This window comes from Variovorax sp. RO1, from assembly GCF_002849325.1.
Classification (GTDB): Bacteria; Pseudomonadota; Gammaproteobacteria; order Burkholderiales; family Burkholderiaceae_C; genus Variovorax.
Genome location: NZ_PKMT01000009.1, coordinates 125,959 through 148,938 on the forward strand (window position 1 = coordinate 125,959; position 22,980 = coordinate 148,938).

The 22,980-nt window shown below is 67.6% G+C and carries 22 protein-coding genes; 12 read left to right on the plus strand and 10 right to left on the minus strand.

All coding sequences use genetic code 11. The features are described from left to right. Positions 1-224: 224 nt before the first annotated feature. Positions 225-1,823, plus strand: a complete 1,599-nt coding sequence (locus CY658_RS30230; protein ID WP_101493680.1) for a glucan biosynthesis protein — start codon at positions 225-227, stop codon at positions 1,821-1,823. Between the two features lie 25 nt (positions 1,824-1,848). Here the strand turns inward: CY658_RS30230 and CY658_RS30235 are convergent, their stop codons facing one another. Together CY658_RS30235 and CY658_RS30240 are read right to left on the minus strand one after the other, a co-directional pair. Then, positions 1,849-2,343: a pentapeptide repeat-containing protein gene (locus CY658_RS30235; protein ID WP_101493681.1), complete on the minus strand. Its 495-nt coding sequence runs from the start codon at positions 2,341-2,343 to the stop codon at positions 1,849-1,851. A gap of 286 nt (positions 2,344-2,629) precedes the next feature. After that, a complete protein-coding gene (locus tag CY658_RS30240) occupies positions 2,630-3,040 on the minus strand; it encodes an FKBP-type peptidyl-prolyl cis-trans isomerase (RefSeq protein WP_101493682.1) in 411 nt (136 codons plus the stop codon). A 136-nt stretch (positions 3,041-3,176) separates the two neighbouring features. Here CY658_RS30240 and eat point away from each other — a divergent pair, with 136 nt between their 5' ends. The 4 genes from eat to CY658_RS30260 all read left to right on the plus strand — a co-directional run bounded on the left by eat (position 3,177) and on the right by CY658_RS30260 (position 7,541). After that, positions 3,177-4,583, plus strand: a complete 1,407-nt coding sequence (eat, locus tag CY658_RS30245) for an ethanolamine permease (protein ID WP_101493683.1) — start codon at positions 3,177-3,179, stop codon at positions 4,581-4,583. Positions 4,584-4,601: 18 nt separating this feature from the next. Beyond that, positions 4,602-5,996: an ethanolamine ammonia-lyase subunit EutB gene (locus CY658_RS30250; protein WP_101493684.1), complete on the plus strand. Its 1,395-nt coding sequence runs from the start codon at positions 4,602-4,604 to the stop codon at positions 5,994-5,996. After that, the gene (gene eutC, locus CY658_RS30255) at positions 5,993-6,784 is read left to right on the plus strand and encodes an ethanolamine ammonia-lyase subunit EutC (RefSeq protein ID WP_101493685.1); all 792 of its coding nucleotides are present in this window, start codon (positions 5,993-5,995) and stop codon (positions 6,782-6,784) included. Before CY658_RS30250 ends, eutC begins: the two co-directional genes overlap by 4 nt. A gap of 175 nt (positions 6,785-6,959) precedes the next feature. Beyond that, positions 6,960-7,541 carry a peroxidase-related enzyme gene (locus CY658_RS30260; RefSeq protein WP_101493686.1) on the plus strand — a complete coding sequence of 194 codons (582 nt, stop codon included), beginning with the start codon at positions 6,960-6,962 and terminating at the stop codon, positions 7,539-7,541. Positions 7,542-7,724: 183 nt separating this feature from the next. Here CY658_RS30260 and CY658_RS30265 read toward each other — a convergent pair whose 3' ends face one another. From CY658_RS30265 to CY658_RS30275, 3 genes are read right to left on the minus strand one after another with little or no spacing between them, the layout of a single operon-like run. Continuing rightward, positions 7,725-9,488, minus strand: a complete 1,764-nt coding sequence (locus CY658_RS30265) for a phosphoethanolamine transferase (protein WP_101493687.1) — start codon at positions 9,486-9,488, stop codon at positions 7,725-7,727. A 57-nt stretch (positions 9,489-9,545) separates the two neighbouring features. After that, positions 9,546-10,121, minus strand: coding sequence for a phosphatase PAP2 family protein (locus CY658_RS30270; RefSeq protein WP_101493688.1), 576 nt, complete (start codon positions 10,119-10,121; stop codon positions 9,546-9,548). After that, positions 10,108-10,818, minus strand: a complete 711-nt coding sequence (locus CY658_RS30275) for a phosphatase PAP2 family protein (RefSeq protein WP_101493689.1) — start codon at positions 10,816-10,818, stop codon at positions 10,108-10,110. Before CY658_RS30275 ends, CY658_RS30270 begins: the two co-directional genes overlap by 14 nt. A 139-nt stretch (positions 10,819-10,957) precedes the next feature. Here CY658_RS30275 and CY658_RS30280 point away from each other — a divergent pair, with 139 nt between their 5' ends. Next, a complete protein-coding gene (locus tag CY658_RS30280; protein WP_062474437.1) occupies positions 10,958-11,632 on the plus strand; it encodes a response regulator in 675 nt (224 codons plus the stop codon). Then, positions 11,629-12,987, plus strand: coding sequence for a sensor histidine kinase (locus CY658_RS30285; RefSeq protein WP_101493690.1), 1,359 nt, complete (start codon positions 11,629-11,631; stop codon positions 12,985-12,987). The genes CY658_RS30280 and CY658_RS30285 overlap by 4 nt, the downstream gene beginning before the upstream one ends. Positions 12,988-13,003: 16 nt before the next feature. On the opposite strand, the gene CY658_RS30290 is transcribed toward CY658_RS30285, so the two are convergent. From CY658_RS30290 to CY658_RS30300, 3 genes are all read right to left on the minus strand, one after another. Next, entirely contained in the window at positions 13,004-13,426 is a 423-nt protein-coding gene (locus CY658_RS30290; protein ID WP_101493691.1) for an acyl-CoA thioesterase, read from the minus strand. After that, positions 13,423-14,259, minus strand: a complete 837-nt coding sequence (locus CY658_RS30295; protein WP_441351224.1) for a DMT family transporter — start codon at positions 14,257-14,259, stop codon at positions 13,423-13,425. Before CY658_RS30295 ends, CY658_RS30290 begins: the two co-directional genes overlap by 4 nt. 77 nt (positions 14,260-14,336) lie before the next feature. After that, the gene (locus CY658_RS30300) at positions 14,337-15,119 is read right to left on the minus strand and encodes an SDR family oxidoreductase (protein WP_101493693.1); all 783 of its coding nucleotides are present in this window, start codon (positions 15,117-15,119) and stop codon (positions 14,337-14,339) included. 141 nt (positions 15,120-15,260) lie between these two features. On the opposite strand from CY658_RS30300, the gene CY658_RS30305 reads away from it, so the two are divergent. Then, positions 15,261-16,964, plus strand: a complete 1,704-nt coding sequence (locus CY658_RS30305; RefSeq protein ID WP_101493694.1) for an electron transfer flavoprotein-ubiquinone oxidoreductase — start codon at positions 15,261-15,263, stop codon at positions 16,962-16,964. Positions 16,965-17,025: 61 nt separating this feature from the next. On the opposite strand, the gene CY658_RS32605 is transcribed toward CY658_RS30305, so the two are convergent. Then, positions 17,026-18,087 carry a hypothetical protein gene (locus CY658_RS32605; protein ID WP_143713812.1) on the minus strand — a complete coding sequence of 354 codons (1,062 nt, stop codon included), beginning with the start codon at positions 18,085-18,087 and terminating at the stop codon, positions 17,026-17,028. Positions 18,088-18,161: 74 nt separating this feature from the next. Between CY658_RS32605 and denD the strand changes: the two genes are divergently transcribed. From denD to CY658_RS30330, 4 genes are all read left to right on the plus strand, one after another. Then, complete coding sequence (gene denD / locus CY658_RS30315; RefSeq protein ID WP_101493696.1) at positions 18,162-19,178, plus strand: D-erythronate dehydrogenase; 1,017 nt, start codon at positions 18,162-18,164, stop codon at positions 19,176-19,178. A gap of 72 nt (positions 19,179-19,250) precedes the next feature. After that, positions 19,251-20,222, plus strand: a complete 972-nt coding sequence (locus CY658_RS30320; protein ID WP_101493697.1) for a TRAP transporter substrate-binding protein — start codon at positions 19,251-19,253, stop codon at positions 20,220-20,222. Positions 20,223-20,328: 106 nt separating this feature from the next. Then, a complete protein-coding gene (locus CY658_RS30325; RefSeq protein WP_101493698.1) occupies positions 20,329-20,823 on the plus strand; it encodes a TRAP transporter small permease in 495 nt (164 codons plus the stop codon). Further along, positions 20,820-22,097, plus strand: a complete 1,278-nt coding sequence (locus tag CY658_RS30330; protein ID WP_101493699.1) for a TRAP transporter large permease — start codon at positions 20,820-20,822, stop codon at positions 22,095-22,097. The genes CY658_RS30325 and CY658_RS30330 overlap by 4 nt, the downstream gene beginning before the upstream one ends. A gap of 63 nt (positions 22,098-22,160) precedes the next feature. Here CY658_RS30330 and CY658_RS30335 read toward each other — a convergent pair whose 3' ends face one another. Further along, positions 22,161-22,946 (minus strand): AraC family transcriptional regulator, encoded by a 786-nt coding sequence (locus CY658_RS30335; RefSeq protein WP_101493700.1) that lies wholly within the window; start codon positions 22,944-22,946, stop codon positions 22,161-22,163. Positions 22,947-22,980: the final 34 nt, after the last annotated feature.

Consider the following 22,980-nt stretch of genomic DNA (forward strand, 5'->3'; position numbering starts at 1 on the left):
CAGGCACTTTCGATGGCGCGAGAATACCCGGCGACGCCGCGAAAAGAGCCTGGTCGGCACCCGCTGCCGCAACACAACGCGGGGCCTTGTCCGGCCCCGTTTGCGCGGAATGGCTGACGCGCCGTACCCTGTGGTTCGGGGCATGCTTGACGTTTTTCCCCGTCGCCCCTTGGCTCTTTCTTTTCCCTTCCCCTTCAAAGGCTTTCGCCGCCCCTCAAGAACCCATGCTTGATCGCCGATCCTTCCTCGCCGCCGGCAGTGCCGCCGCCGCACTCGCCGCCCTGGGACTGCCCGAAGAGGCGCTGGCCGCCAACGGCCTGCAACTGAGTCAGCCGGCGCCCTTCTCTTTCGATTCGCTCGTCGCGCAGGCCAAGCGCCTCGCCGCCCGCCCCTACAACGCCGGCGCGCCGCTGGCGCCGCAGGTGCTGGAGCGCATCGACTACGACGCGCACGGAAAAATCCGCTTCGACCCCGCCAACGCCCTCTTCCGCGACGGGCCCGGCGCGTTTCCGGTCACCTTCTTTCACCTCGGCCGCTTCTTCCAGACACCGGTGCGCATGCACGTGCTGGAGTCGGCCGGCGGCGACAGCTTTGCGCGCGAAGTGCTCTACAGCCCTTCGTACTTTTCGATGCCCCCCGACAGCCCCGCGCGCGCGCTGCCCGAAGGCGCCGGCTTCGCGGGCTTTCGCCTGCAGGAAAGCCGCCTGGGCGACCAGGGCAAGCTCGACTGGCAGAAGAACGACTGGGTCGCCTTTCTCGGCGCCTCGTACTTCCGCGCCATCGGCGAGCTCTACCAGTACGGCCTGTCGGCGCGCGGCATTGCGCTCGACGTCGCGGTGCCCGACAAGCCCGAGGAGTTTCCGAACTTCACGCGCTTCTATTTCGAGACACCCGCCGCAGGCAACACCACCTCGATGACCGTCTACGCGCTGCTCGAAGGGCCGAGCGTCACGGGCGTGTTCAAGTTCATCATGCAGCGCGGCAAGGCCGTGATCATGGACATCGACGCGCGCGTGTTCCTGCGCCGCGACGTGTCGCGCCTGGGTCTGGTGCCGCTCACGTCGATGTACTGGTATTCGGAAACGATCAAGCCCACCGCCATCGACTGGCGCCCCGAAGTGCACGACTCCGACGGCCTCGCGATCTGGAACGGCGCGGGCGAGCGCATCTGGCGCCCGCTCAACAACCCCACGCAGACCCGCGCCTCCGCGTTCGCCGACACCCGGCCGCGCGGCTTCGGCCTGCTGCAGCGCGACCGCAACTTCGACCACTACCAGGACGGCGTCAACTACGAGAAGCGCCCCAGCCTGTGGATCGAACCGCTGGGCGACTGGGGCGAAGGCTCGGTGCAGCTCATCGAGATCCCGACCGACGACGAGATCCACGACAACACCGTCGCCTTCTGGGTGCCCAAGGCCGATGCCAAGGCCGGGTCGAGCTACAGCCTGCAGTACCGGCTGCACTGGACCGACCAGGAGCCCTTTCCGTCACCTCTCGCGCGCTGCGTGGCTACGCGCATCGGCCGCGGCGGCCAGCCGGGCCAACCGCGCCCGCAGGGCGTGCGCAAGTTCATGGTGGAGTTCGTCGGGCAACCACTCACCACGGTGCCCTTCGGCGTGAAGCCCGAACTGGTGCTCACCGCGCCGCGCGGCAAGTTCTCTTATGTCTTCGCCGAGGCCGTGCCCAACGGCGTGCCGGGCCACTGGCGCGCGCAGTTCGACTTCACGCCCGAAGGCACGGAGCCGGTCGACATGCGGCTATACCTGAAGAACGGGGATCAGACGTTGACGGAGACCTGGCTGTACCAGTACCAGCCGGGGTGAGCGAAAGCGGCTGCATCTCGCAGCCTCAGTTGATTCGCGCGTGGGTCAGTTGCATGTCTTCAAACTGACTGCCCGTGAAGTCGACCTGCTCGCCCTGCAGGCCGGTCGCGCTCACCTGCGTGCCTCTGCAGTCGAGCAACTTCAAACCCGACCACTGGCTCGCATCGAAGTTCAACGCGGTCCAGTTGCACCCGGTGAAGGTGCAATCGCTGAGCGTGCTGGCCTTCAACTGCGACGCGGTGAAAGTGCAGTCGACGAAGGTGCATCCGCTGATCGCGATCCGCGCCATGTCGCACTGGTTGAAGGAGCAACCGCTGAACTGACACATGCTCCAGACGGCGTCTTGAAACGTGGTCGATGTGAAGCTGCTGCCACTGAAGGTGCTGGACGAGAAGGTGATCAGGTTGAGGTCGAGGCCAGCGTAAGCATTGCCGTCGCTCTGGCCGGAAAGACCCGCCGGCGCACCGCCCGCGCCCTTTCGCCACTTGTCGTGGTCCTCGATGATTTGTTTAGCGCTCATGGTGCACCTCGACAAATCCGACCGCACATGAGGGCACCACGCGGCCCAGAAACACCAGGGTGGCGGTGCTATTGATTTGAAGCGTGCGCGTCGGCGCAGCATTGAATGCGGACATGTGTTCCTCCCAGAAGCCGCTCCTGTGGATCAGGAGTCAGGCGGCGGATTGTGGGAGGCCCATGTGCGCAAAGAACGAGAGGAAAGAATCGGGCAACTATTGCGAAGCGGGCAGCGTGATGGACTGCACGCACCGCCCATTGCCCAGGCCGGCCCCGACCGGCCGCGACCCCTATTTCTTCGTAACCGACACCAGCTCGACTTCGAAATTCAACGTCGCATTCGGCGGAATCACACCGCCCGCACCGCGCGCGCCATACGCGATCGACGGCGGGCAGGTCAGCTTGGCCTTGCCACCCGGCTTCATCTTCTGCACGCCTTCGGTCCAGCATGGGATCACACCGTTGAGCGGGAACTCGGTGGGTTCACCGCGCTTGTACGAGCTGTCGAACTCCTTGCCGGTGTCGGGGAAAGTGCCGCGGTAGTGGACCTTGACCACGTCGGTGGCGGCGGGCGATGCGCCGGCGCCTTCCTTGAGCGACTGGTAGATCAGGCCGCTGGGCGTGGTGACGGCGGCAGATTGCGCAAAGGCTGCGGGGATGGCAAAGACGGACACGAGCGCGGCACAGACAAATGACTTCACGAAACACCTCGGTGGTTGAAAAGCTGCCGATTATGGACAGCCCCCGTGAAGCCGCCTGTACGCCGATGTATCCGATGGAACGGCCCTTGCTTTGGGACAGACGCACTGTCACCATCCACAAAGAGAGGAAGCCCCCATGCGCTCCAACGACGCCTCGCCGGCCCCCGTCGCCGGCACCGGCCATCTCAAGAAAGTCCTCGGCCCCATCCAGTTGTGGGGCATTGCCGTCGGCCTCGTCATTTCGGGTGAGTACTTTGGTTGGAGCTACGGCTGGAACACGGCCGGCACGCTCGGCTTCCTGGTCGCTACGGTGCTGGTGGCGACGATGTACACGACCTTCATCTTCAGCTTCACCGAGCTCTCGACCGCCATCCCGCACGCGGGCGGCCCCTTCGCCTATGCGCGGCGCGCCTTCGGGCCGCGCGGCGGTTTCGTGGCGGGCTTCGCGACGCTGATCGAATTCGTCTTCGCGCCGCCGGCCATCGCGCTGGCGATCGGCGCCTACCTCAACGTGCAGTTCCCGGGCATCAATCCGAAGTGGTTCGCGGTGAGCGCGTACGTGATCTTCATCGGGTTGAACTGGATCGGCATCGGCATTGCGGCCGCCTTCGAGCTGTTCGTCACCGTGCTCGCGATCTTCGAGCTGCTGGTGTTCATGGGCGTGGTCGCACCGGGCTGGTCGATGGCGAACTTCGTGGCAAACGGATGGGCCGGCGGCAACGTGCTGAACGGCGCGGCGGTATCGGGCATCTTCGCGTCGATCCCATTCGCGATCTGGTTCTTCCTGGCGATCGAAGGCGCTGCCATGGCGGCCGAAGAGGCGCGCGATCCGCACCGCACGATTCCGCTGGCCTACACCACCGGCATCGTCACACTGGTGCTGCTGGCCTTCGGCGTGATGATCTTCGCAGGCGGCGTGGGCGACTGGCGCCAGCTCGCGAACATCAACGACCCGCTGCCACAGGCCATGAAGGCGGTGGTGGGCGGCGACAGCGGCTGGCTGCACATGCTGGTGTGGATCGGCCTGTTCGGGCTGATCGCTTCGTTCCACGGCATCCTCATGGGCTACTCGCGCCAGATCTTTGCGCTCGCCCGCGCCGGCTACCTGCCGCGCTATTTCGCCGGCCTGAGCCCGCGCTTCGACACGCCGCACCGCGCACTGCTGGCCGGCGGCGTGGTGGGCATCGTCGCCATCTTCAGCGACACATGGGTGCAGTTCGGCGGCCAGACGCTCACCGCCAACATCGTCACGATGGCCGTGCTCGGCGCGATCGTGATGTACCTGATTTCGATGGCCGCGCTGTTCAAGCTGCGCCGCACCGAACCGAACCTGCTGCGCACCTACCGCGCGCCCTTCTACCCCGTGTTTCCGGCCATGGCGCTCGGCCTCGGCCTGGTGTGCCTGGGCGCGATGGTCTGGTTCAACACCATGCTCACGGTGCTCTTCCTCGTGCTGATGGCGGCGGCCTACGGCTACTTCCTGCTCACCTCGGCGCAGCGTGACGCCGCCGCGCCGGACGAGATGCTGTCGTCCACGCCCTGAAAAAAATCCCACGACACGATGCGCTACCGCACCACCATTGCCGGCCAAGTGTTCGCGTTCGACGATCTGCGACAGGTGCTCGCCTGCGCCAGCCCCGCGCGCTCGGGCGATTACCTCGCGGGCCTCGGCGCCGCCACCGCGCAGCAGCGCATGGCGGCGCGCCATGTGCTGGCCGACACGCCGCTCAAGCAGTTCCTCACCGAAGCGCTGATTCCCTACGAGCAGGACAACATCACGCGGCTCATCATCGACACGCACGACGCGCAGGCCTTCGCGCCGGTCGCACACCTCACGGTCGGCGACTTCCGCAACTGGCTGCTGTCCGAGCAGGCCACCACAGAGGCACTCGCCGCACTGGCACCGGGCCTCACGCCCGAGATGGTCGCGGCCGTGTCCAAGCTCATGCGCAACCAGGACCTGGTCGCGGTCGCAAAGAAGTGCCACGTGGTCACGCGCTTTCGCGACACCATCGGCCTGCCCGGCCACCTGGCCGTGCGCCTGCAACCCAACCACCCGACCGACGACCTGCGCGGCGTGGCCGCCTCCACGCTCGACGGCCTGCTTTACGGCGCGGGTGACGCGGTGATCGGCATCAACCCCGTGTCCGACAGCCTGCCGGTGCTCGGGCGCCTGCTGCACATGCTCGACGAGGTGATCCAGCGCTTCGAGATCCCCACGCAAAGCTGCGTGCTCACGCATGTGACCAACACGCTGAAGCTCGCCGAGGCCGGCGCGCCGGTCGACCTCGTGTTCCAGTCGATCGCCGGCACCGAGCAGGCCAACCTGTCGTTCGGCGTGACACCCGCGCTGCTCGACGAAGCCCATGCCGCAGCCCAATCGCTCGCGCGCGGCACCGTCGGCAACAACCTCATGTACTTCGAGACCGGCCAGGGCAGCGCGCTCTCGGCCAACGCCAACTTCGGCGTCGACCAGCAGACCTGCGAGGTGCGCGCCTACGCGCTCGCGCGGCGCTACCAGCCACTGCTCATCAACACGGTCGTCGGCTTCATCGGCCCGGAGTATTTGTATGACGGCAAGCAGATCATTCGCGCCGGCCTCGAAGACCATTTCAGTGGCAAGCTGATGGGCCTGCCGATCGGCTGCGACATCTGCTACACCAACCACGCCGAGGCCGACCAGGACGACATGGACACGCTGCTCGTGCTGCTGGGCACCGCGGGCATCAACTTCATCATGGGCATCCCGGGCGCCGACGACGTGATGCTCAACTACCAGAGCACCTCGTTCCACGACGCGCTGTTCCTGCGCGAGACGCTGGGCCTCAAACGCGCGCCCGAGTTCGAAGCCTGGCTGCAGCGCATGCAGATCACCGACACCACCGGGCGGCTCGCACCGCCCTCGGCCAACCGGCTGCTGAACGACATGGGCGGGCTGTCCGCGCTGGCGCCGTGAGCGATTCATCGGTCACCCCCAACCCCTGGGCGCAATGGCGCGCCGCCACGCCCGCGCGGCTTGCACTCGGCCGCGCCGGCGCCGGCATGCCCACCGACGAGACGCTGCGCTTCGGCTGGGCCCACGCGATGGCGCGCGACGCGATCCATGCGGCACTCGATGTCGACGCACTCGATGCCGCACTTCGCGCCGACCAGTGGGACGTGAACCGCGTGCGCAGCCGCGCCCCCGACCGCACCACCTACCTGCGCCGCCCCGACCTCGGCCGCCAGCTCGATGCGGAAGATGCCGCGCGCTTGCGCGATGAACGGCCGGCGGGCGGCTGCGACGTCTGCCTCGTGATCGGCGACGGCCTCTCCTCGCTGGCCGTCGCGCGCCATGCTGTGCCGTTGCTCGCCGCGCTGCGCCCGCAGCTGCCGCCCGGTACGCGGCTGTCGCCCGTGTTCATCGCCACCCAGGCGCGCGTGGCGCTGGCTGACGAACTGGGCGAAGCAGTCGGCGCTGGGCTGTCCGTCATGCTGATCGGCGAACGCCCGGGCCTCAGCTCCCCCGACAGCCTCGGCATCTACCTGACCCACGCGCCACGGCGCGGGCGGCATGACGCGGAGCGCAACTGCATTTCGAACGTGCGGCCCGAGGGGCTGTCGTACGCGCACGCGGCCCTCAAGCTGGCGTGGCTGGTGCGCGAGTCCCGAAGGCGTGGATTGACGGGTGTCGAGTTGAAGGACGAGAGCGATCTCTCGCTGTTGGACACCCGAGACGAGCCGTCAGCAGGTCTGCCGAAATAGTCAATAAACTGACTCTTAAGCCGCTTAAGACTCAGTTTATTGACGCGGCTCTCCGGTCTGCATCGCGGCCGAGAGTGCCAACACAACTGCCCGGCCCCAACCGCGACGCAGGCAATGCGCTCACGCTGTCGACCGCTTGCCTATGATCTTGTCATTCCACCCAGGAGACAAAGACATGACAGCCCCCCGCTACCCCCTCGCCGAACTGAAAGACCTGCCTGACGACATCCGCACCGCGATCCTCGCCGTGCAGGAAAAGGCCGGCTTCGTGCCCAACGTGTTCCTCGGCCTCGCGCGCCGCCCTGCCGAATGGCGCGCGTTCTTCGCGTACCACGATGCGCTGATGCTGAAGGAAGAAGGCTCGCTCACCAAGGGCGACCGCGAGATGATCGTCACGGTCACCAGCGCGGCCAACCAGTGCCTGTACTGCGTGGTGGCGCACGGCGCGCTGCTGCGCATCTACGAGAAGAAGCCGCTGGTGGCCGACCAGGTGGCGGTGAACTACCGCAAGGCCGACATCACGCAACGCCAGCGCGCGATGCTCGACTTTGCGATGAAGGTCTGCGAGCGCTCGCACGAGATCGACGACCGCGACTTCGGGCCGCTGCACGCGCACGGCTTCGACGACGAAGACATCTGGGACATCGCGGCCATCACGGCCTTCTTCGGCCTGAGCAACCGGCTGGCCAGCTTCAGCGGCATGCAGCCGAACCCGGAGTTCTTCCTGATGGGCCGGTTGCCGCGCGAGAAGAAGTAAGAAGCTGAAGCTGCGGCGACGGGCTCAGAAGGTGTGAATGAATCCGGCGTGGCCGAGCAGCCCGCCCAGGCGCGCCCCATCAAGGCGCAAAGCGCAGCCATAGCTGGCTATGGCGAGCATTTGCAACGCAGAGGGGCGTGTCTGGGCGGGATGAGCGGGCATGGCGGGTTCGTTCACACCTTCTCAGGCCTTGCCGCGGCACGAGGCCAGCGCGTCGAGCGCGGGCTTGTAGGTGGGCGTGGTCACGTCCATCAAACCCAGCACCGTGTGATACAGGTTGTCGTGCGTGAGCGGTGCGTCCAGGCCCGCTTCCATGCACGCGCGCGAAAGCTTGCGGCGCTCGCTCATGCCGTCGCCGAACCAGGTGACCAGGGGCACGTGCTTCTGCGCATCGGGCGCAAAGCTGTACGGCACGCCGTGCAGGAACAGCCCGTACTCGCCCAGTGACTCGCCGTGGTCGCTCATGTAGAGCAGCGCCGGGTCGTACTGCTTCGACTGCGTCTGAAGCCAGTCGATGGTGTGGCCGAGAAAACGGTCGGTCTGGGCGATCGAGTTGTCGTAGACGTTCATCAGCTCGGCATGCGCGCACTCGGCCAGCGCGTTGGTCTTGCACTCGGGCGCGAAGCGCTTCACATCGGTGGCCGAGCGTTTGTAGTAGGCCGGGCCGTGGCTGCCCATCTGGTGCATCACGAGCACGACGCCCTTGGCGCGGCGCTCGGCGGGCAGCGCGGTGATGCGTTCGTCGAGGCCCTTGAGCATCACGTCGTCGAGGCACTCCTCGCCGTCGCACAGCGCCTTCTTGGTGGCCGCATCGAGTCCGTCGAAGGCCGAGGCATTCGGAACGCGCGCGCACACGCCCTTGCAGCCGGCCTGGTTGTCGAGCCAGAACACCGCCAGGCCCGAGGCCTGCAGCACGTCCATGAGGTTCTCGTACTCGTCCTTGCGCGACTCGTAGCCGCTCTTGCCCAGCGGCGAGAACATGCAGGGCACCGAGGCCAGCGTGTTGGTGCCGCAGGAGCGCACCTCGCGGTAGCTCAGCACGTTGCGCTTGGCGAGCTCGGGCGTGGTGTCGCGGGCGTAGCCGTTCAGGCCGAAGTGGTCGGCGCGCGCGGTCTCGCCCACCACCACGACGAACAGCGGCGGCCGCTTCTGCGACGCGTAGCTCGCGCCAAGCGCGGTACCGGCGGTGATCGGAATCAGCTTGCTGCTGCGCTTGAACATCGGCTTGAGCACCACGGCGCCCGCCGAGTACAGGCTGGCGATCGGGTTCATCATGTAGCGCAGGTGCACGTTGTTGCGCATCAGCGGCGCGAGCTGCCGGTTCATGGCCACGCCCGTGCCCACGGCCACGACGGCGGCCAGCACCAGCAGCAGCGCGTTGCGCCAGGCATGCGACAGCAGCCCCATCGGCACGATGCGCACGCGCCAGAGGGCCCAGGCCGCCGGCAGCACCACCACGAGCACGTTGAAGGCCATGCGCCCGCTCAGGAGGTCGCGCGCTTCGTTGGGGTCGGTCTGGAACGCGTTCGCGATCATGCTCGGGTCCATCACCACGCGGTACTGAAGCATGTAGTGCTGCGCCACCGCGGCGATCACGACAACGGCCAGCCACAGCGGCTTCATCCAGCGCGACCAGGCCGTGAGCGACAGCATCGCGACGGTGCCGCAGAAGGTGAGCAGTCCCAGCGCGACGATGGTCGGCATGTAGGTGCTGGGCGCGCCGCCCAGGCGGGCCAGGTCGTTCAGCAGCGGCCAGTTGGCGGTGAGGCCGAGGTACAGGCTCAGCCAGACGATCACCTGCCGGGTCGAGCGCGGCTGCGAGATCCAGCCGTCGATGCGTTGCCACAGGGTGCCGGCGGCGCCCGCATCCGACAGCGGCACGGGGCCGGAATCAGAGCGGTGGGGCGCACGCGCGAGCAGCGCAGAGTCGAGACGCGAAACAGACATGCAGCCAATGTAGGCAGCGTGCCTGAAGAGAGCCTGAACACCTCATTCAGAGCGCATTCAGACTCGGCCGATGCGCGCGCGGCGCAGCAACCGCAGGCGCGGGCTGCGCGACACCACGCGGCCAGCGGGGCGGCTGATGCCGCGCTCCACCACGATCGAGACCAGCGCCGCCAGGATCGCGGCGGCCGTCACGTCGGTCGGGAAATGCAGGCCCAGGTACAGCCGGCTCCAGGCCACCACCACCGCGGCCACGAGCGCCAGCCGCATGGGCGTGCGCCACGGCAGGCACCACAGCGAGAAGGCTGCGGCGAAGGTGCCGGCCGCGTGCAGGCTCGGAAAGCCCGGCCGCGCGCCCTGCGGCACCCACTGGATGCCCAGGCCGTAGAACGCGGGGCGCGGGAACGGCAGCACCGAACGGAACACGTTCACCACCAGCCACACCACGACCACGCTGACGAGCGCGGTAAAAAAGGCATGGCGCCAGCGGCGGTCGAAGGCCGCGGCGGCGGCGATCGACAGTGCCAGCAGCGTCGGCAACACATCGGACGCGAACGCCGCGAAGCGGATGCTCCACGCCGGCGCGTGGGCCGAGGCGTTGATCCAGCTGAACAGGGCGAAATCAAGAGCTTGCATGCAGGCGTGTGGTGCGTTCGATGGGAAGACGTTTCCGGCGGTGCGTCACCGCCAGTTCGATGACAAAGCCGACCGTCCAGCAGACCCACGCGGTCCACAGCGTGTGGCTCATGTAGTGCGCGCCGCGCAGCTGCTGCGCCAAGCCCAGCACGAGGCCGGCGACCAGCGCCGTGCCGAGCCACACGATGGCCCCGCGCGGCGCCACATGCCGCAGCACGAAGTAGCCGCCGAGGAAGGCGAAGGCCGCCGAGGCATGGCCGGCCGGAAAGCAACCGCCCGGTCCGCCGTCGCGCACGCCCCAGGCCCAGTGCGACACGTACTGCGCCACGCCGCCGAACTCCTTCACATCCCAGGGGCAGCTGGTGTCGCTCGCGTGCTTGAGCAGGCTCACGGCCAGCACCGAGGCCAGCACGCTCAGTGCCAGCTGCACCCGCGCGGCAGTGGGCAGGCGCCGCAGCACGCCCACGGGCCAGCGGATGGCGGCGAACAGGCCGATCAGCAGCAGCCAGCTCAGGTTCTTGGCGCCCTCGTGCATCACGTGGACCAGGAAAGGGTTGTCGCGCCACGGAAAGCCCATCGGCGTGCCGGCCAGGCGGGCCAGCGGCAGGTCGCCGCCAAGCGCATCCCAGGTCATCAACAAGGCCAGAGCAAGCAAGGTCAGGACTCCGGGACGGAGGTTCGGGGAACGACGGGTCATGAAGAAAAACAGGCCTCGGAACAGACTGGCGCGAGCCTACGCACGCGGGATGAACCCAGTCTGAAGCGACCTGAACGATTCCTGACCCGATCGCCAGAGGGGCGGCGCTAGACTTCGAGTTTTTTGTAAGGGCCACCGCGTGCGAATCTTGCTGGTCGAAGATGACAGTTCGTTGGCAGACGCGGTCTGCAGCTACCTCGTCGCCAAGGCGTTCGTCGTCGACGTGGCCCCCAGCCTGGCCGAAGCGCGCGGCGCGCTGCTCTCGGTGCAGTACGCGGCGGTGCTGCTCGACCTGCACCTGGGCGACGGCGACGGCCTCTCGCTGCTGCCGCAGGTGCGCGCGCTGCGCGAGCCACCCATCGTCATCGTGCTCACGGCGCGCGACCAGGTCACCGACCGCATCCGCGGCCTCGATGCCGGCGCCGACGACTACCTCATCAAGCCCTACGACCCCGCCGAACTGCTCGCGCGGCTGCGCGCCGTGGAGCGCCGACGCAGTGCCAACACCTCGCCGGTGCTGCAGCTGGGCACGCTGGAGATCGATCTCGCCCACGACCGCGTGCGCAAGGACGGCGTGCCCGTCGTGCTCACGCAGAAGGAATGGGCGCTGCTGCGCGTGATGGCCACGCGGCCCGAGCGCATCCATACGCGCGACAACCTCGCCGATGCGCTCTACGGCTTCGGCGACGAGGCCGACAGCAACACGCTCGAGGTGTTCATCAGCCGGCTGCGGCGCAAGCTCGGGCGCAGCCACATCCAGACGCTGCGCGGCCTGGGCTACCGGCTGTCGTTCTCGGCGGACGACGAGGAATGAGCGGCGCCTTGCTTCGCGATCGTCGCGATTCGCTGGCCGGGCGCCTCACGCGCACGCTGATCCTGTGGGTCGGCGGCGTGTGGCTGCTGTGCGTGTTCGCCGTGGTCTGGTACGTGGACCGCGAGATCAACCACAACTTCGACAACGAGCTGGTGGAGGTGTCGCACCGCATGTTCGACATGGCGGTGCAGGAGCTCGAGAAGCTGAAGCGGCATCACGAGAACGGCACGCAGGACGCACCGCTGATCGCGCCCAAGCAGCTGTTCTCCGAAGACGCCGTGATGTACCAGGTGGTCGACGTGCACGAGCATGTGCTGCTGCGCTCGGCCGAGGCGCCCAACGACGCCTTCGACGTGCCACTGGCCGCAGGTTTCGCCAACAACCAGACCTGGCGCATCTACACCGTGCGGCACCCGACGCTGGGCCTGTACTTCCAGGTGGCCGACCCGCTCGACGAACGCCGCCGTGCGCTGAACCGCACGCTGTTCGGCCTGATCATCCCGCTCGGCGCGGTGTTGCCGCTGCTGGCGCTGGTGCTGCGGCGCGTGGCGCGCACCGAGCTGCGCGTGCTGCAACAGCTCGCCGGCGAGATCGAGAAGCGCAACGGCGCCGACCTGCGCCCGATCACCCTGCCCGGCCTGCCGCAGGAGTTGCGCGCGGTGGGCGACCACGTCAACCGCCTGCTGCAGCGGCTGTCGCAGTCGCTCGACGTAGAACGCGCGCTGGCCGCCAACGCCGCGCACGAACTGCGCACGCCGCTGGCCGCCGCGCGGCTGCGGCTGCAGACCGCGCTCGACCACGACCTGAAGCGCACCGACGTCGAAGGCGCGCTGCAGGCGCTGCAGATGCTCAGCCACCGCGCCGAAAAGCTGCTGCAGCTGTCGCGCGCCGAATCGGGCGCCTCGCTCACGCGGGCGCGGGTCGACCTGGTACAGCTGGCGGGCACGGTGGCGCAGGAGTTCTGGCAAGACCCGCAGATCAACGAGCGCCTGAAGCTCAAGGTGCCCGACAGCGCGGCGCCCGTGGCTTTCGGCGACGTCGACGCGCTGGCGATCGCGCTGCGCAACCTCGTCGAGAACGCGTTGCGCTACAGCGGCGACGGCCGCGTGACGATCGAAGTCGCGGCGCCGTGCGTGCTCGTGGTGCGCGATGCGGGCCCGGGTGTCAGCGCCGGGCAGCTGGAGTCGCTGCACCAGCGCCATGTGCGCCACGGCTCGGACCGCGCCGGCTACGGCCTGGGCATGTCGATCGTGGGCACCATCGTCGAGAAGCACAACGCGACGCTGGAGCTGGCCTCGCCGCCGCCCGGTATGGCGCGCGGCTTCGAGGCGCGCATCGTGCTGCGGCCGGCCTGAGCTTTTTGCGCCAGCGTCAGTCGCTGACGATCTCGCGCAGCCAGTCGGGCAGCGCCAGCGCCTTCTGCTTCGGGAAGTCGACCCAGATGGTGGTGGCGCCGCCGGCCGCGCAGAGCACGTCGGGCGCGTCTTCGCGGACCATCGTGGCCCAGCTCTCGAAGGTGGTGCGGCCCGGGTCGCTCACGTACATCTTGATCCGCACATTGCCCGGGTACTCGATCTGCCGGTAGAAGTTGCAGAAGGCGTTGACGATCACCATGCCCTCGCCGCCCGGCGTGGGCTCGACGCCGAGCGAGCGGATCCAGTCGATGCGCGCGGTCTCGAGGTAGCGAAAGTAGGTGCCGTTGTTCAAATGGCCCATGGCGTCCATGTCGCCCCAGCGGATGGGGATCAACATTTCATACACGAGCTTCTTCTTTTCGGGGATTTCGATTCTCATCGGTGGGCCTTGATGGATGCGAGGATGCCCAGGACGAACAGCGCCGCCGCCAGCCATTCGGTGGCCTGCGGCCAGCGGCCGTCCCAGAGGAAAGAGTAGAACAAGGCGAACAGCGTCTCGCTCACGATCAGTTGGCCGCACAGGCTGGCCGAGAGGCGCTGGCTGGCGACGTTCCAGAGAATGGTCGCAAGCCACGACGAACCGAAGCCGCTCGCCAGCGCAATCCAGATGAAGAGCATGCCGTCGGGCCGCGATTGCAGCGTGGCGACATCGCTGCCCGCCACCGCCCACAACAGCAAGGCACCCAGGCCAGTCGCAATGCCGAGCCAGTTGGCCCAGTCTGCCGCATGCACCTCGCGGTGCCGTTGCAGCCAGGCGGCATTGAGCAGGCCGTAGATAGTCCAGCTCGCCATCGAACACAGCGCCAGCGCGATGCCCCAGCCGAAGCGCGCACCACCGCCGCCACCGCCCGCGCCGTGCTGCGCCGACCACGCGCCCCAGATCATCAGCGCGATGCCCGCGCCCGTGAGCAGCAGGCCGGGCAGCAAGGCCCGCATGTGCAGGCCCGCGGGCCGGCCCAGCAGCATCATCCAGACGGGAATGGTGCCGATGATGAGGCTGGGCACTTCGGTGCCGGCCGCTTCGATGCCGAAGGCCAGCAGCAGGTAGTAGCCGCTGAAGCCCAGCACGCTGAGGCCGAGCGCCGCCAGCGCCTGCCGGCCCGTGGGCCAGCGCACGGCCGCGGGCCGCGCGAGCACCGCCAGCGCCGACACGGCTCCGAACACCGCGAAGCGCGCCGCCGTGATGTCGACCATGCCGAAGTGGCCGACCATGCGCGGCGCCACGAACACCAGGCCCCAGAGCGCCCCCGCAGCCAGCCCGGCTGCGATGCCGATCCACGCCCGCGGACTCAGATCGCGAACCCGTCGTCGGCCGCGATGACCGCACCGTTCACGAAGTGGCTCTCGCCGCTGGCCAGCAGCACGATCAGCCCGTCGAGGTCTTCGGGCTTGCCCACGCGCTTGCGCGGCAGCATGCTGACCAGCTTGGCGCCGCCCTCGGTGCTCCAGTGCTCCTCGTTGAGCTCGGTCGTGATGTAGCCCGGGCACAGCGCGTTCACGTTGATGCCGAAGCGGCCCCACTCGAGCGCCATGGCCTTGGTCATCTGCACCACGGCGGCCTTGCTCATGCAATACGCCCCGATCTGCGGCATGACCTTCAGCGCCGCTGACGACGCGATGTTGATGATGCGACCGCCGATGTAGGTGCCCGGCGCCTTGCCCTGGGCGCGCGCCAGCATGCGCTTGCCGACCTCTTGCGCCACGAAGAAGGAGCCCTTCACGTTGGTATCGAAGATGTAGTCGTAGTCGTCGGGCGTGACGTCCTGCAGGCGCTGCGTGGTGCTCACGCCCGAGTTGTTGACGAGGACGTCGATGGGCCCCACTTCGGTTTCGGCGCGCGCCACGGCGGCCTTGATGCTGCCGAAGTCGGTCACGTCGAGCTCGACCACGTGGGCGTCGCCGCCCTCGCCTTCGATGCGTGCGCGCAGTTCCTTGAGCTTCTCGACGCGGCGGCTGGCCAGCACCACGGCGGCACCGGCACGGGCCAGTGTTTTCGCGAACTGGGCGCCCAATCCGCTGGACGCGCCGGTGACGAAGGCCACGCGGCCGGAGAGATCGATGCTGTAAGCCATGGGCAGAATCCTGTGGAGTCGCGCAGGTGACGCAGGGTGCCTCGCCTGCGGGCGACAAGGACCACCGCCGGACGCCGCATAAAATGCCGGGCGAACCGCGACGCCCCCGCGCCTCTAAAAATCATTATCGACCCAACCCACATGACGCACGACGAAATCCTCGCCCAGTTCGGCCCTCGCGAAGCCATGGAATACGACGTGGTCGTGGTCGGCGGCGGCCCCGCCGGCCTCTCGACCGCGATCCGCCTCAAGCAGCTCGCCGCCCAGCAGGAGAAGGAAATCTCCGTCGTGGTGCTCGAGAAGGGTTCCGAGCCCGGCGCGCACATCCTGTCGGGCGCCATCATGGACCCGCGCGCGCTCAACGAACTGCTGCCCGACTGGGAAGAACTCGGCGCGCCGCTGAACCAGCCCGTGACCGACGACGCCATGGTGTTCCTGAGCGAAAAGTCGGGACTGCGCACGCCCAACGCGTTTCTGCCGGCCTGCTTCCAGAACCACGGCAACTACATCATCAGCCTGGGTGCCTTCACCAAGTGGCTGGCGCAGCAGGCCGAGAACCTCGGCGTGGAAATCTTCCCGGGCTTCCCGGCCGCCGAAGTGCTCTACAACGAGAACGGCTCGGTGCGCGGCGTCGCCACCGGCAACATGGGCGTCGGCAAGGACGGCGAACCCACCGAGAACTTCCAGCTCGGCATGGAGCTGCTGGGCAAGTACACGGTGTTCGCCGAAGGCGCGCGCGGCCACCTGGGCCGCCAGCTCATCGCCAAGTTCAAGCTCGACGAAGGCCGCGACCCGCAGACCTACGGCCTGGGCGTCAAGGAAGTCTGGGAAATCGATCCCAAGCGCCACCAGCCCGGCTTCGTGCTGCACACGGCCGGCTGGCCGATGGACAACAATACCTACGGCGGCGCGTTCCTCTATCACATGGAGGACAACAAGGTCACGATGGGCTTCATCACGGGCCTGGACTACAGCAACCCGTACCTGAGCCCGTTCGAGGAAATGCAGCGCTGGAAGCTGCACCCCAACATCCGCTGGTACCTCGAAGGCGACGAGGCCAAGGGCATCAAGCCCGCCAAGCGCATCGGCTACGGCGCGCGCGCCATCACGGCCGGCGGTCTGCAGTCGCTGCCCAAGACGGTGTTCCCGGGCGGCGCGCTGGTCGGCTGCGAAGCCGGCTACCTCAACGTGAGCCGCATCAAGGGCAGCCACGCCGCCATCAAGACCGGCATGCTGTGCGCCGAGGCCGCGTTCGACGCGGTCATGGCCGGCCGCCAGCACGACGAACTCACGGCCTACCCCGCCGCGTTCGAGAAGAGCTGGCTCTACACCGAGCTGAACAAGGCGCGCAACTTCAAGGCCTGGTTCAAGAAGGGCCTGGGCATTGCCACGGTCATGAACGGCGTCGAGCAGTGGCTGCTCAAGGGCCACATCCCATGGACCCTGCGCCGCACCAAGCCCGACCACCAGTACCTGAAGCCGGCCGCCGAATGCAAGCCCATCGTCTATCCGAAGCCCGATGGCAAGCTCACCTTCGACCGCCTGTCGAGCGTGTTCATCAGCAACACGAACCATGAAGAGCAGCAGCCCGCCCACCTGACGCTGAAAGACGCGTCGGTGCCGGTCAATATCAACCTCACCAAGTTCGCCGGCCCCGAAAGCCGCTACTGCCCGGCCGGCGTGTACGAGTTCGTGCCCGACGAAGCCAGCGCCGGCAAGGAGCGTCTGCAGATCAACGCGCAGAACTGCGTGCACTGCAAGACCTGCGACATCAAGGACCCGACGCAGAACATCGTCTGGGTGACGCCCGAAGGCGGCGGCGGTCCGAACTACGTGGGCATGTAAGCCCCCGCGGCATCGATGCATGAAAGCCCTCTTCGGAGGGCTTTTTCATTTTCAGGCCCGCTCAGGCGAGGTACGCGGCGACCTCGTCGGGCGTGAGGAAGTGCACCAGCGACACCTGCGGGTTCTGCTCGGCGTGCAGCACGTGGGTGAACCCGTTCCAGCCGCGCACGGGCTTGTCGTCCGTTTCCAGCGCGACGAGCACCAGCCGCCCCTGCCTGCGCGCGTTCTCGCGCAACGTGCCTTCCCCCCAGGACCACGCCATGCGGTCCACCAGTTCGCCCTTGGCGAAGGCCGTCGCCTGCAGCCAGAGGAAGGCGGCGGCATCGCTGTCCCCGTCGCGACGCGTGCGCGGCGGCTGCCGGATGCCCAGCGTCTGGGCGTGCGTTTCCATCAGGTCCTGCAGCAGCGAGAAGGCGTGGAAGTTGTTGTTGATGCCCTGGGCGCGAACGACCATGCCCGCGCGCGACGTCGGCAGCAAAACCACCAGCTCGTCTTCGTACGACAGCTGGGCCGCGGCGCGCAGGAAATGCAAGGCCTCGAAAGGCAGCGAGTCGTTGGCGTACATCGCCTCGACATGCGCGAGCAGGCCGTCGTCCGCCACCAGCGACCGGTGGTTGCGCACATCGCGCACCACCATGGTCATGAGCGGCAGCACCAGCAGGTCGACCGCGCGCTGGCGCGCATCGACCTCGAATCGCGCCTGCGGCGACAGCGACGCGAGCGCCGCTTCGGCGGCCTGCCAGGCGGCGAGTGCTTGCTCGTCCTGCGGTTCCTCGTCGTCCTCGTCGGGTTCGTACGGCTGCGCCGCGCAGTAAGGCGCCAGCGACGCCAGCAGGCGCCCCGCCAACTGCCGCACGGCGTCGAACATGAGCTGCGGATCGGCGCCGTTCTCGACCAGCGCGCCGCAGAACACCGCCAGCAACGCGGCCCGGTGCGGATGCAGGTCGCCGAGCTGCGCGACGGCGGCCCGCAGCACCTCGTCCTTCGCCGAGCCCTCCACCACCTCGAAGTAGAGCCCACGGACCTCCGGCCGCTTGAAGAAGGAAGCCTGGGTGTCGAGGTCGGCGCCCTGCAGCACAGGCAAACGCAGGGTGGCAAGGAGATCGGGAGGCAGCATGGGCATGCGCAAATTGTGCGGCACCCGCCGACGCTATCCTCGCGAGGCAAGGACACAAGGACACAAGGAGACAGGACCTCATGCACATCGTCATCACCGGCGGCGCCGGCTTCCTCGGCGCGCGCTTGGCGCGCACCCTGCTGGCCCTGGGCCAGCTGTCGCTCGCCGGCGCTCCCGCCCGCGATATCGCACACATCACGCTGGTCGACCGCGCACCGCCGCCGCCCGACCTCGCGGCCGACCCGCGCATCGCGGCCGCCACCGGCGACCTCAACGCCCAGCTGGCCGACGATGGCGCCACCTTCTGGCGCGAGGCCGATGCGGTGTTCCACCTCGCGGCCGCCGTCAGCGGCGAATGCGAGGCCGACTTCGACCTCGGCATGCGCAGCAACTTCGCCGCCACGCACGGCCTGCTCGAAAAGCTGCGCGCGCTCGGCACACGGCCGGTGCTGGTGTTCTCAAGTTCGCTCGCGGTGTTCGGCGATTCGCCCGAGCAGCCGCTGCCCGCGCTCATCGACGACCACACGCTGCCCACGCCGCAGACCAGCTACGGCATCCAGAAATTCATCGGCGAGCAGCTGGTGGCCGACTACACGCGCAAGGGTTTCGTGCAGGGGCGCAGCGTGCGCCTCATGACGGTGAGCGTGCGCCCCGGCCAACCGAACGGTGCCGCCTCGGGCTTCTTCAGCGGCATGATCCGCGAGCCGCTCGCCGGCCTGCGCGCGGCCTGCCCGGTGCCCGACGAAACGCCCGTGGCCATCGCCTCGCCGGCCCGCACCATCGAAGGCATCGTGCGCGCGGCCGAGGCCAGCGATGCCGACTGGGGCCCGCGCACCGCGCTCAACCTGCCCTCGCTGGCCACCACGGTGGGCGAGATGGCCGCCGCGCTCGAACGCGTGGCCGGCCGCGCCGCCACCGACCTGCTCGACCGCACGCCCGATGCCACCATCGGCCGCATCGTGAAGACCTGGCCGGGCCGCTTCGACACGCCGCGCGCCCGGGCCCTGGGCCTGGCGCCGGACGAGCGCTTCGACGACGTGATTCGTGCCTACGTCCGTGAAAGTCCCGACGCGGTGAAACTGGTTATTCGTGCATAGTCATTTCTTTGCGTGAAACCGGTCTCAGGCTGGTTCGCGCGCCCCCCTTTTTTCACCCGAGGAGACAGACAAATGAAGTTGACCCGACTGGCCGCCGGCCTGGTTCTGGGCATGGGCATGGCCTGCGCCGCTTTTGCGCAGACGACCATGAAGATCAGCATTTCCACCGCGCAGAACTCGCACCAGGGCGTGGCCATCGACACCTTCGCCAAGGAAGTCGAAAAGCGCACGGGCGGCCGTTACAAGGTCCAGACCTTCTACAACGGCGCGCTCGGCGGCGAACGCGAGTCGATCGAAGCGGTGCAGCTGGGCACCCAGGAACTGGCCTTCTCCTCGACCGGCCCGATCCCCAACTTCGTGCCCGAGACCAAGATCCTCGACGTGCCCTTCCTGTTCCGCGACAAGGCCCACGCACGCGCCGTGCTCGACGGCCCCATCGGCCAGGAGATGCTGACCAAGTTCGACGCCAAGGGCTTCAAGGCGCTGGCGTGGGCCGAAAACGGCTTCCGTCACATGACCAACAGCAAGCGCGACGTGAAGGCCCCTGAAGACCTCAAGGGCCTGAAGATGCGCACAATGGAAAACCCGGTGCACATCGCCGCCTACAAGGGCTTCGGCATCGTGACCACGCCGATGGCCTTCCCCGAAGTGTTCACGGCGCTGCAGCAAGGCACGGTCGACGGCCAGGAGAACCCGCTGCCGGTGATCATCTCGGCCAAGTTCGACCAGGTGCAAAAGCACCTCTCGCTGACCGGCCACGTCTACTCGCCCTGCATCTTCGTGATGAACAAGGGCACCTTCGACAAGCTGAGCGCGGCCGACAAGCAGGCCTTCATCGACGCTGCCAAGGAAGGCACCAAGGCCAACCGTGCGCGCGTGGACGAAGACGACGCCAAGGGCGTGGCCGACCTGCGCGCCAAGGGCATGACCGTGATCGACAACGTCGACAAGGCCAAGTTCGTGGCGGCGCTGGCACCGGTGAATGCCCAGTTCGAAAAGGACTTCGGCAAGGCCAACCTCGACAAGATCCGCAACTACAAGTGATGACCCGGCGGCTGTCCGCCTGACAGCGTCGATGCCCGCCCAGCGTTGTCTGGCGGGCTTTTTTCGTTGAGAACCCGAAGAAACCGAAAAATGCGAGCTGCTGTGTATGAAAGATAAATTCCTCGCCATCGAGCGCTGGACCACCGGCGTGTCGATGGTCGCCGCCTGCCTGATGCTGGTGATCGCCTCGGCGCTGGGCGTGTTCCAGATCGTCACCCGCTTCGTGCTGGAACAACCCGCCGAATGGAGCGAGATCCTGATCCGCGTGAGCCTGATCTGGATGGTGTTCCTGGGCATTCCGATGGCCTTCCGCCAGGGCGCGATGGTCAGCGTCGACGTGCTCTATCGCTGGAGTTCGCCGCGCGTGCGCCGCGTGCTCGACGCCGTGGTGTCGCTGGCCGCGCTGGCGCTGATGCTGGTCATTCTCTGGTGGGGCTGGGACTATGCGATGCGCGGGCGCGTGCAGTCGATGGCCGGCCTCGAAAGTCTGTCGATGGTGTGGGCCTACCTGGCCATGCCCGTCGGTTCTGTGTTCTGTCTGTTCGGCATTGCCGGCAATTTTCTCGATCCCAAGCGGCTCGAACTGGAGACCGCGCAATGAGCGTCGTGATGGTTGCAACGATGGTGCTGTGTTTTGCACTGTCGGTTTCGGTGGCCGTGTCCATCGGTCTGGCGTCGATCCTGGGCATCCAGGTCACCAACGCCAACATGCTGATCTCCGTGAAGGAGATGTTCAATTCGATCAACAAGTTTCCGCTGGCGGCCATTCCGTTCTTCATCCTGGCCGGCAACCTGATGGAAACCGGCGGCATCTCGCGCCGGCTGGTCGAGTTCGCCAAGAGCATCGTGGGCGGCGTGCAGGGCGGCCTGCCGATGACCTGCGTGCTGACCTGCATGATCTTCGCGGCGGTGTCGGGCTCGTCGGTGGCCACCACCTTCGCCATTGGCGCCATCCTGATCCCGGCGCTCATCAAGCACGGCTACCCCACGTCGTACGCGGCGGCGCTGCAGGCCACGAGCGCCGAGCTGGGCGTGATCATTCCGCCGTCGATCCCGATGATTTTGTACGGCGTGAGCGCCGAAGTGTCGATCGGCGAGCTGTTCATCGCGGGCTTCGGCCCCGGCATCCTGATCAGCCTGGCGCTCATGCTGTTCGTGTGGGTCTACTGCAAGTGGAAGGGCTGGGGCAAGACCGACGGTGAAGGCCGCATGCCTTTCGGCCGCGCGCTGTGGCAGGCCGGCTGGGCGCTGCTGATGCCGGTGATCATTCTGGGCGGCATCTACGGCGGCATCTTCACGCCGACCGAAGCCTCGGCCGTGGCGGTGTTCTACGCGCTCGTCGTGGGCATGGTGATCTACCGCGAGATCAAGATCACCGACCTGTTCGCGATTCTGCGCAAGTCGGTGCTGTCGTCGGCGGTGATCATGTTCATCATCGCCAACGCCGGCCTGTTCGCGTTCCTGATCACGCGCGCCGGCGTGCCCGACGCCATCGGCCACTGGCTGCAGGAAGTGCTGAAGTCGCCCGCGATGTTCCTGCTGGGCGTGAACGCGGCGCTGTTCGTGATCGGCATGTTCATCGAGACCAGCGCGGCCATCATCGTGCTGGCGCCGATCCTGGCGCCGGTGGCGGTGCACTTCGGCATCGACCCGGTGCACTTCGGCCTGATCATGGTGGTGAACCTGGCGCTGGGCATGATCACCCCGCCCTTCGGCGTGAACCTGTTCGCGGCGTGCACGGTGGCGCGCATCTCGCTCGACCGGATCGTGAGGCACCTGATCCCGTTCGTGCTGGTGATCCTGGCCTGCCTGATGGTCATCACCTACGTGCCCTGGGTCTCGCTGTCGCTGCGCGACCTGGTCTACAGCCGGTAGCCGCAGGCACCACGCCAACCCGCACACGGCGGGCGGCCTTCGCAGGCCGCCCGCCGTGTCGTTTCAGCGCTTCGGTTCCTGCTGCAGGTACTGGCTCGGCGGCACGCCGAGCGTGCGGCGGAACATCGCGGTGAAGGCGCTCGGGCTCTCGTAGCCGTGCGCCAGCGCCACCTCCAGGATCGATGCGCCCGCGGCCAGCCGCGGCAGGCTCAGCAGCAGCCGCGCCTGCCGGCACCACGCACCGAAGGTCATGCCGGTCTCGCGCTCGAACAGCCGGGCCAGCGTGCGCGCGTTCATGTGCAGGCGCGCGGCCCAGCCGTCGAGCGTGGCGGGCTGCGCGGGGTCGCGGATGAGCGCCCCGCACAGCGCAGCCAGGCGCGCGTGGCGCGGCATCGGCACATGCAGCGACAGCGCGGGTGCGGCCTCGATCTCGTCGAGGATCAGCTCCATCACGCGCTCGTCGCGGCCACCCGGCGCGTAGTCCAGCGGCAGCGACACGGCCGCCACGATCAGCTCGCGCAACAGCGCCCCCACATGGATCACGCGGCAGTCGGTGCCCAGGTCGGCGCGCGTGCCGGGCTCGACGAAAACCGTGCGCATCTGCACCTCGCCCGCCATGCGGATCTGGTGCGTCATGCCGGGCGGCACCCAGACGCCGCGCCCCGGCGGCACCACCCAGCTGCCGGCCGCGGCGCTGACCATCATCACGCCCGAGATCGCGTGGATGAGCTGGCCGCGCCGGTGCGCATGCGGCGGAATGAAGGCATCGCCCGCCGGATCGGTGGCCAGCACGGCCACGGCGCGCGGCGTCGATTCGCCTTCTTCGGGGCGCAGATTCAGTTTGTCCATTTCACGACGATGTTTGCACATTCGTAGCGAGAAC

What these genes read in the sequence shown, in the direction of transcription:
- CY658_RS30235 (WP_101493681.1), bottom strand. Translation starts at nt 2,343, where the DNA reads ATGAGCGCTAAACAAATCATCGAGGACCACGACAAGTGGCGAAAGGGC.
- CY658_RS30330 (WP_101493699.1), top strand. Translation starts at nt 20,820, where the DNA reads ATGAGCGTCGTGATGGTTGCAACGATGGTGCTGTGTTTTGCACTGTCG.
- CY658_RS30270 (WP_101493688.1), bottom strand. Translation starts at nt 10,121, where the DNA reads ATGCAAGCTCTTGATTTCGCCCTGTTCAGCTGGATCAACGCCTCGGCC.
- CY658_RS30265 (WP_101493687.1), bottom strand. Translation starts at nt 9,488, where the DNA reads ATGTCTGTTTCGCGTCTCGACTCTGCGCTGCTCGCGCGTGCGCCCCAC.
- CY658_RS30335 (WP_101493700.1), bottom strand. Translation starts at nt 22,946, where the DNA reads ATGGACAAACTGAATCTGCGCCCCGAAGAAGGCGAATCGACGCCGCGC.
- CY658_RS30260 (WP_101493686.1), top strand. Translation starts at nt 6,960, where the DNA reads ATGACAGCCCCCCGCTACCCCCTCGCCGAACTGAAAGACCTGCCTGAC.
- eat (WP_101493683.1), top strand. Translation starts at nt 3,177, where the DNA reads ATGCGCTCCAACGACGCCTCGCCGGCCCCCGTCGCCGGCACCGGCCAT.
- CY658_RS30275 (WP_101493689.1), bottom strand. Translation starts at nt 10,818, where the DNA reads ATGACCCGTCGTTCCCCGAACCTCCGTCCCGGAGTCCTGACCTTGCTT.
- denD (WP_101493696.1), top strand. Translation starts at nt 18,162, where the DNA reads ATGCACATCGTCATCACCGGCGGCGCCGGCTTCCTCGGCGCGCGCTTG.
- CY658_RS30325 (WP_101493698.1), top strand. Translation starts at nt 20,329, where the DNA reads ATGAAAGATAAATTCCTCGCCATCGAGCGCTGGACCACCGGCGTGTCG.
- CY658_RS30285 (WP_101493690.1), top strand. Translation starts at nt 11,629, where the DNA reads ATGAGCGGCGCCTTGCTTCGCGATCGTCGCGATTCGCTGGCCGGGCGC.
- CY658_RS30290 (WP_101493691.1), bottom strand. Translation starts at nt 13,426, where the DNA reads ATGAGAATCGAAATCCCCGAAAAGAAGAAGCTCGTGTATGAAATGTTG.
- CY658_RS32605 (WP_143713812.1), bottom strand. Translation starts at nt 18,087, where the DNA reads ATGCCCATGCTGCCTCCCGATCTCCTTGCCACCCTGCGTTTGCCTGTG.
- CY658_RS30230 (WP_101493680.1), top strand. Translation starts at nt 225, where the DNA reads ATGCTTGATCGCCGATCCTTCCTCGCCGCCGGCAGTGCCGCCGCCGCA.
- CY658_RS30305 (WP_101493694.1), top strand. Translation starts at nt 15,261, where the DNA reads ATGACGCACGACGAAATCCTCGCCCAGTTCGGCCCTCGCGAAGCCATG.
- CY658_RS30295 (WP_441351224.1), bottom strand. Translation starts at nt 14,259, where the DNA reads ATGGTCGGCCACTTCGGCATGGTCGACATCACGGCGGCGCGCTTCGCG.
- CY658_RS30250 (WP_101493684.1), top strand. Translation starts at nt 4,602, where the DNA reads ATGCGCTACCGCACCACCATTGCCGGCCAAGTGTTCGCGTTCGACGAT.
- CY658_RS30300 (WP_101493693.1), bottom strand. Translation starts at nt 15,119, where the DNA reads ATGGCTTACAGCATCGATCTCTCCGGCCGCGTGGCCTTCGTCACCGGC.
- CY658_RS30320 (WP_101493697.1), top strand. Translation starts at nt 19,251, where the DNA reads ATGAAGTTGACCCGACTGGCCGCCGGCCTGGTTCTGGGCATGGGCATG.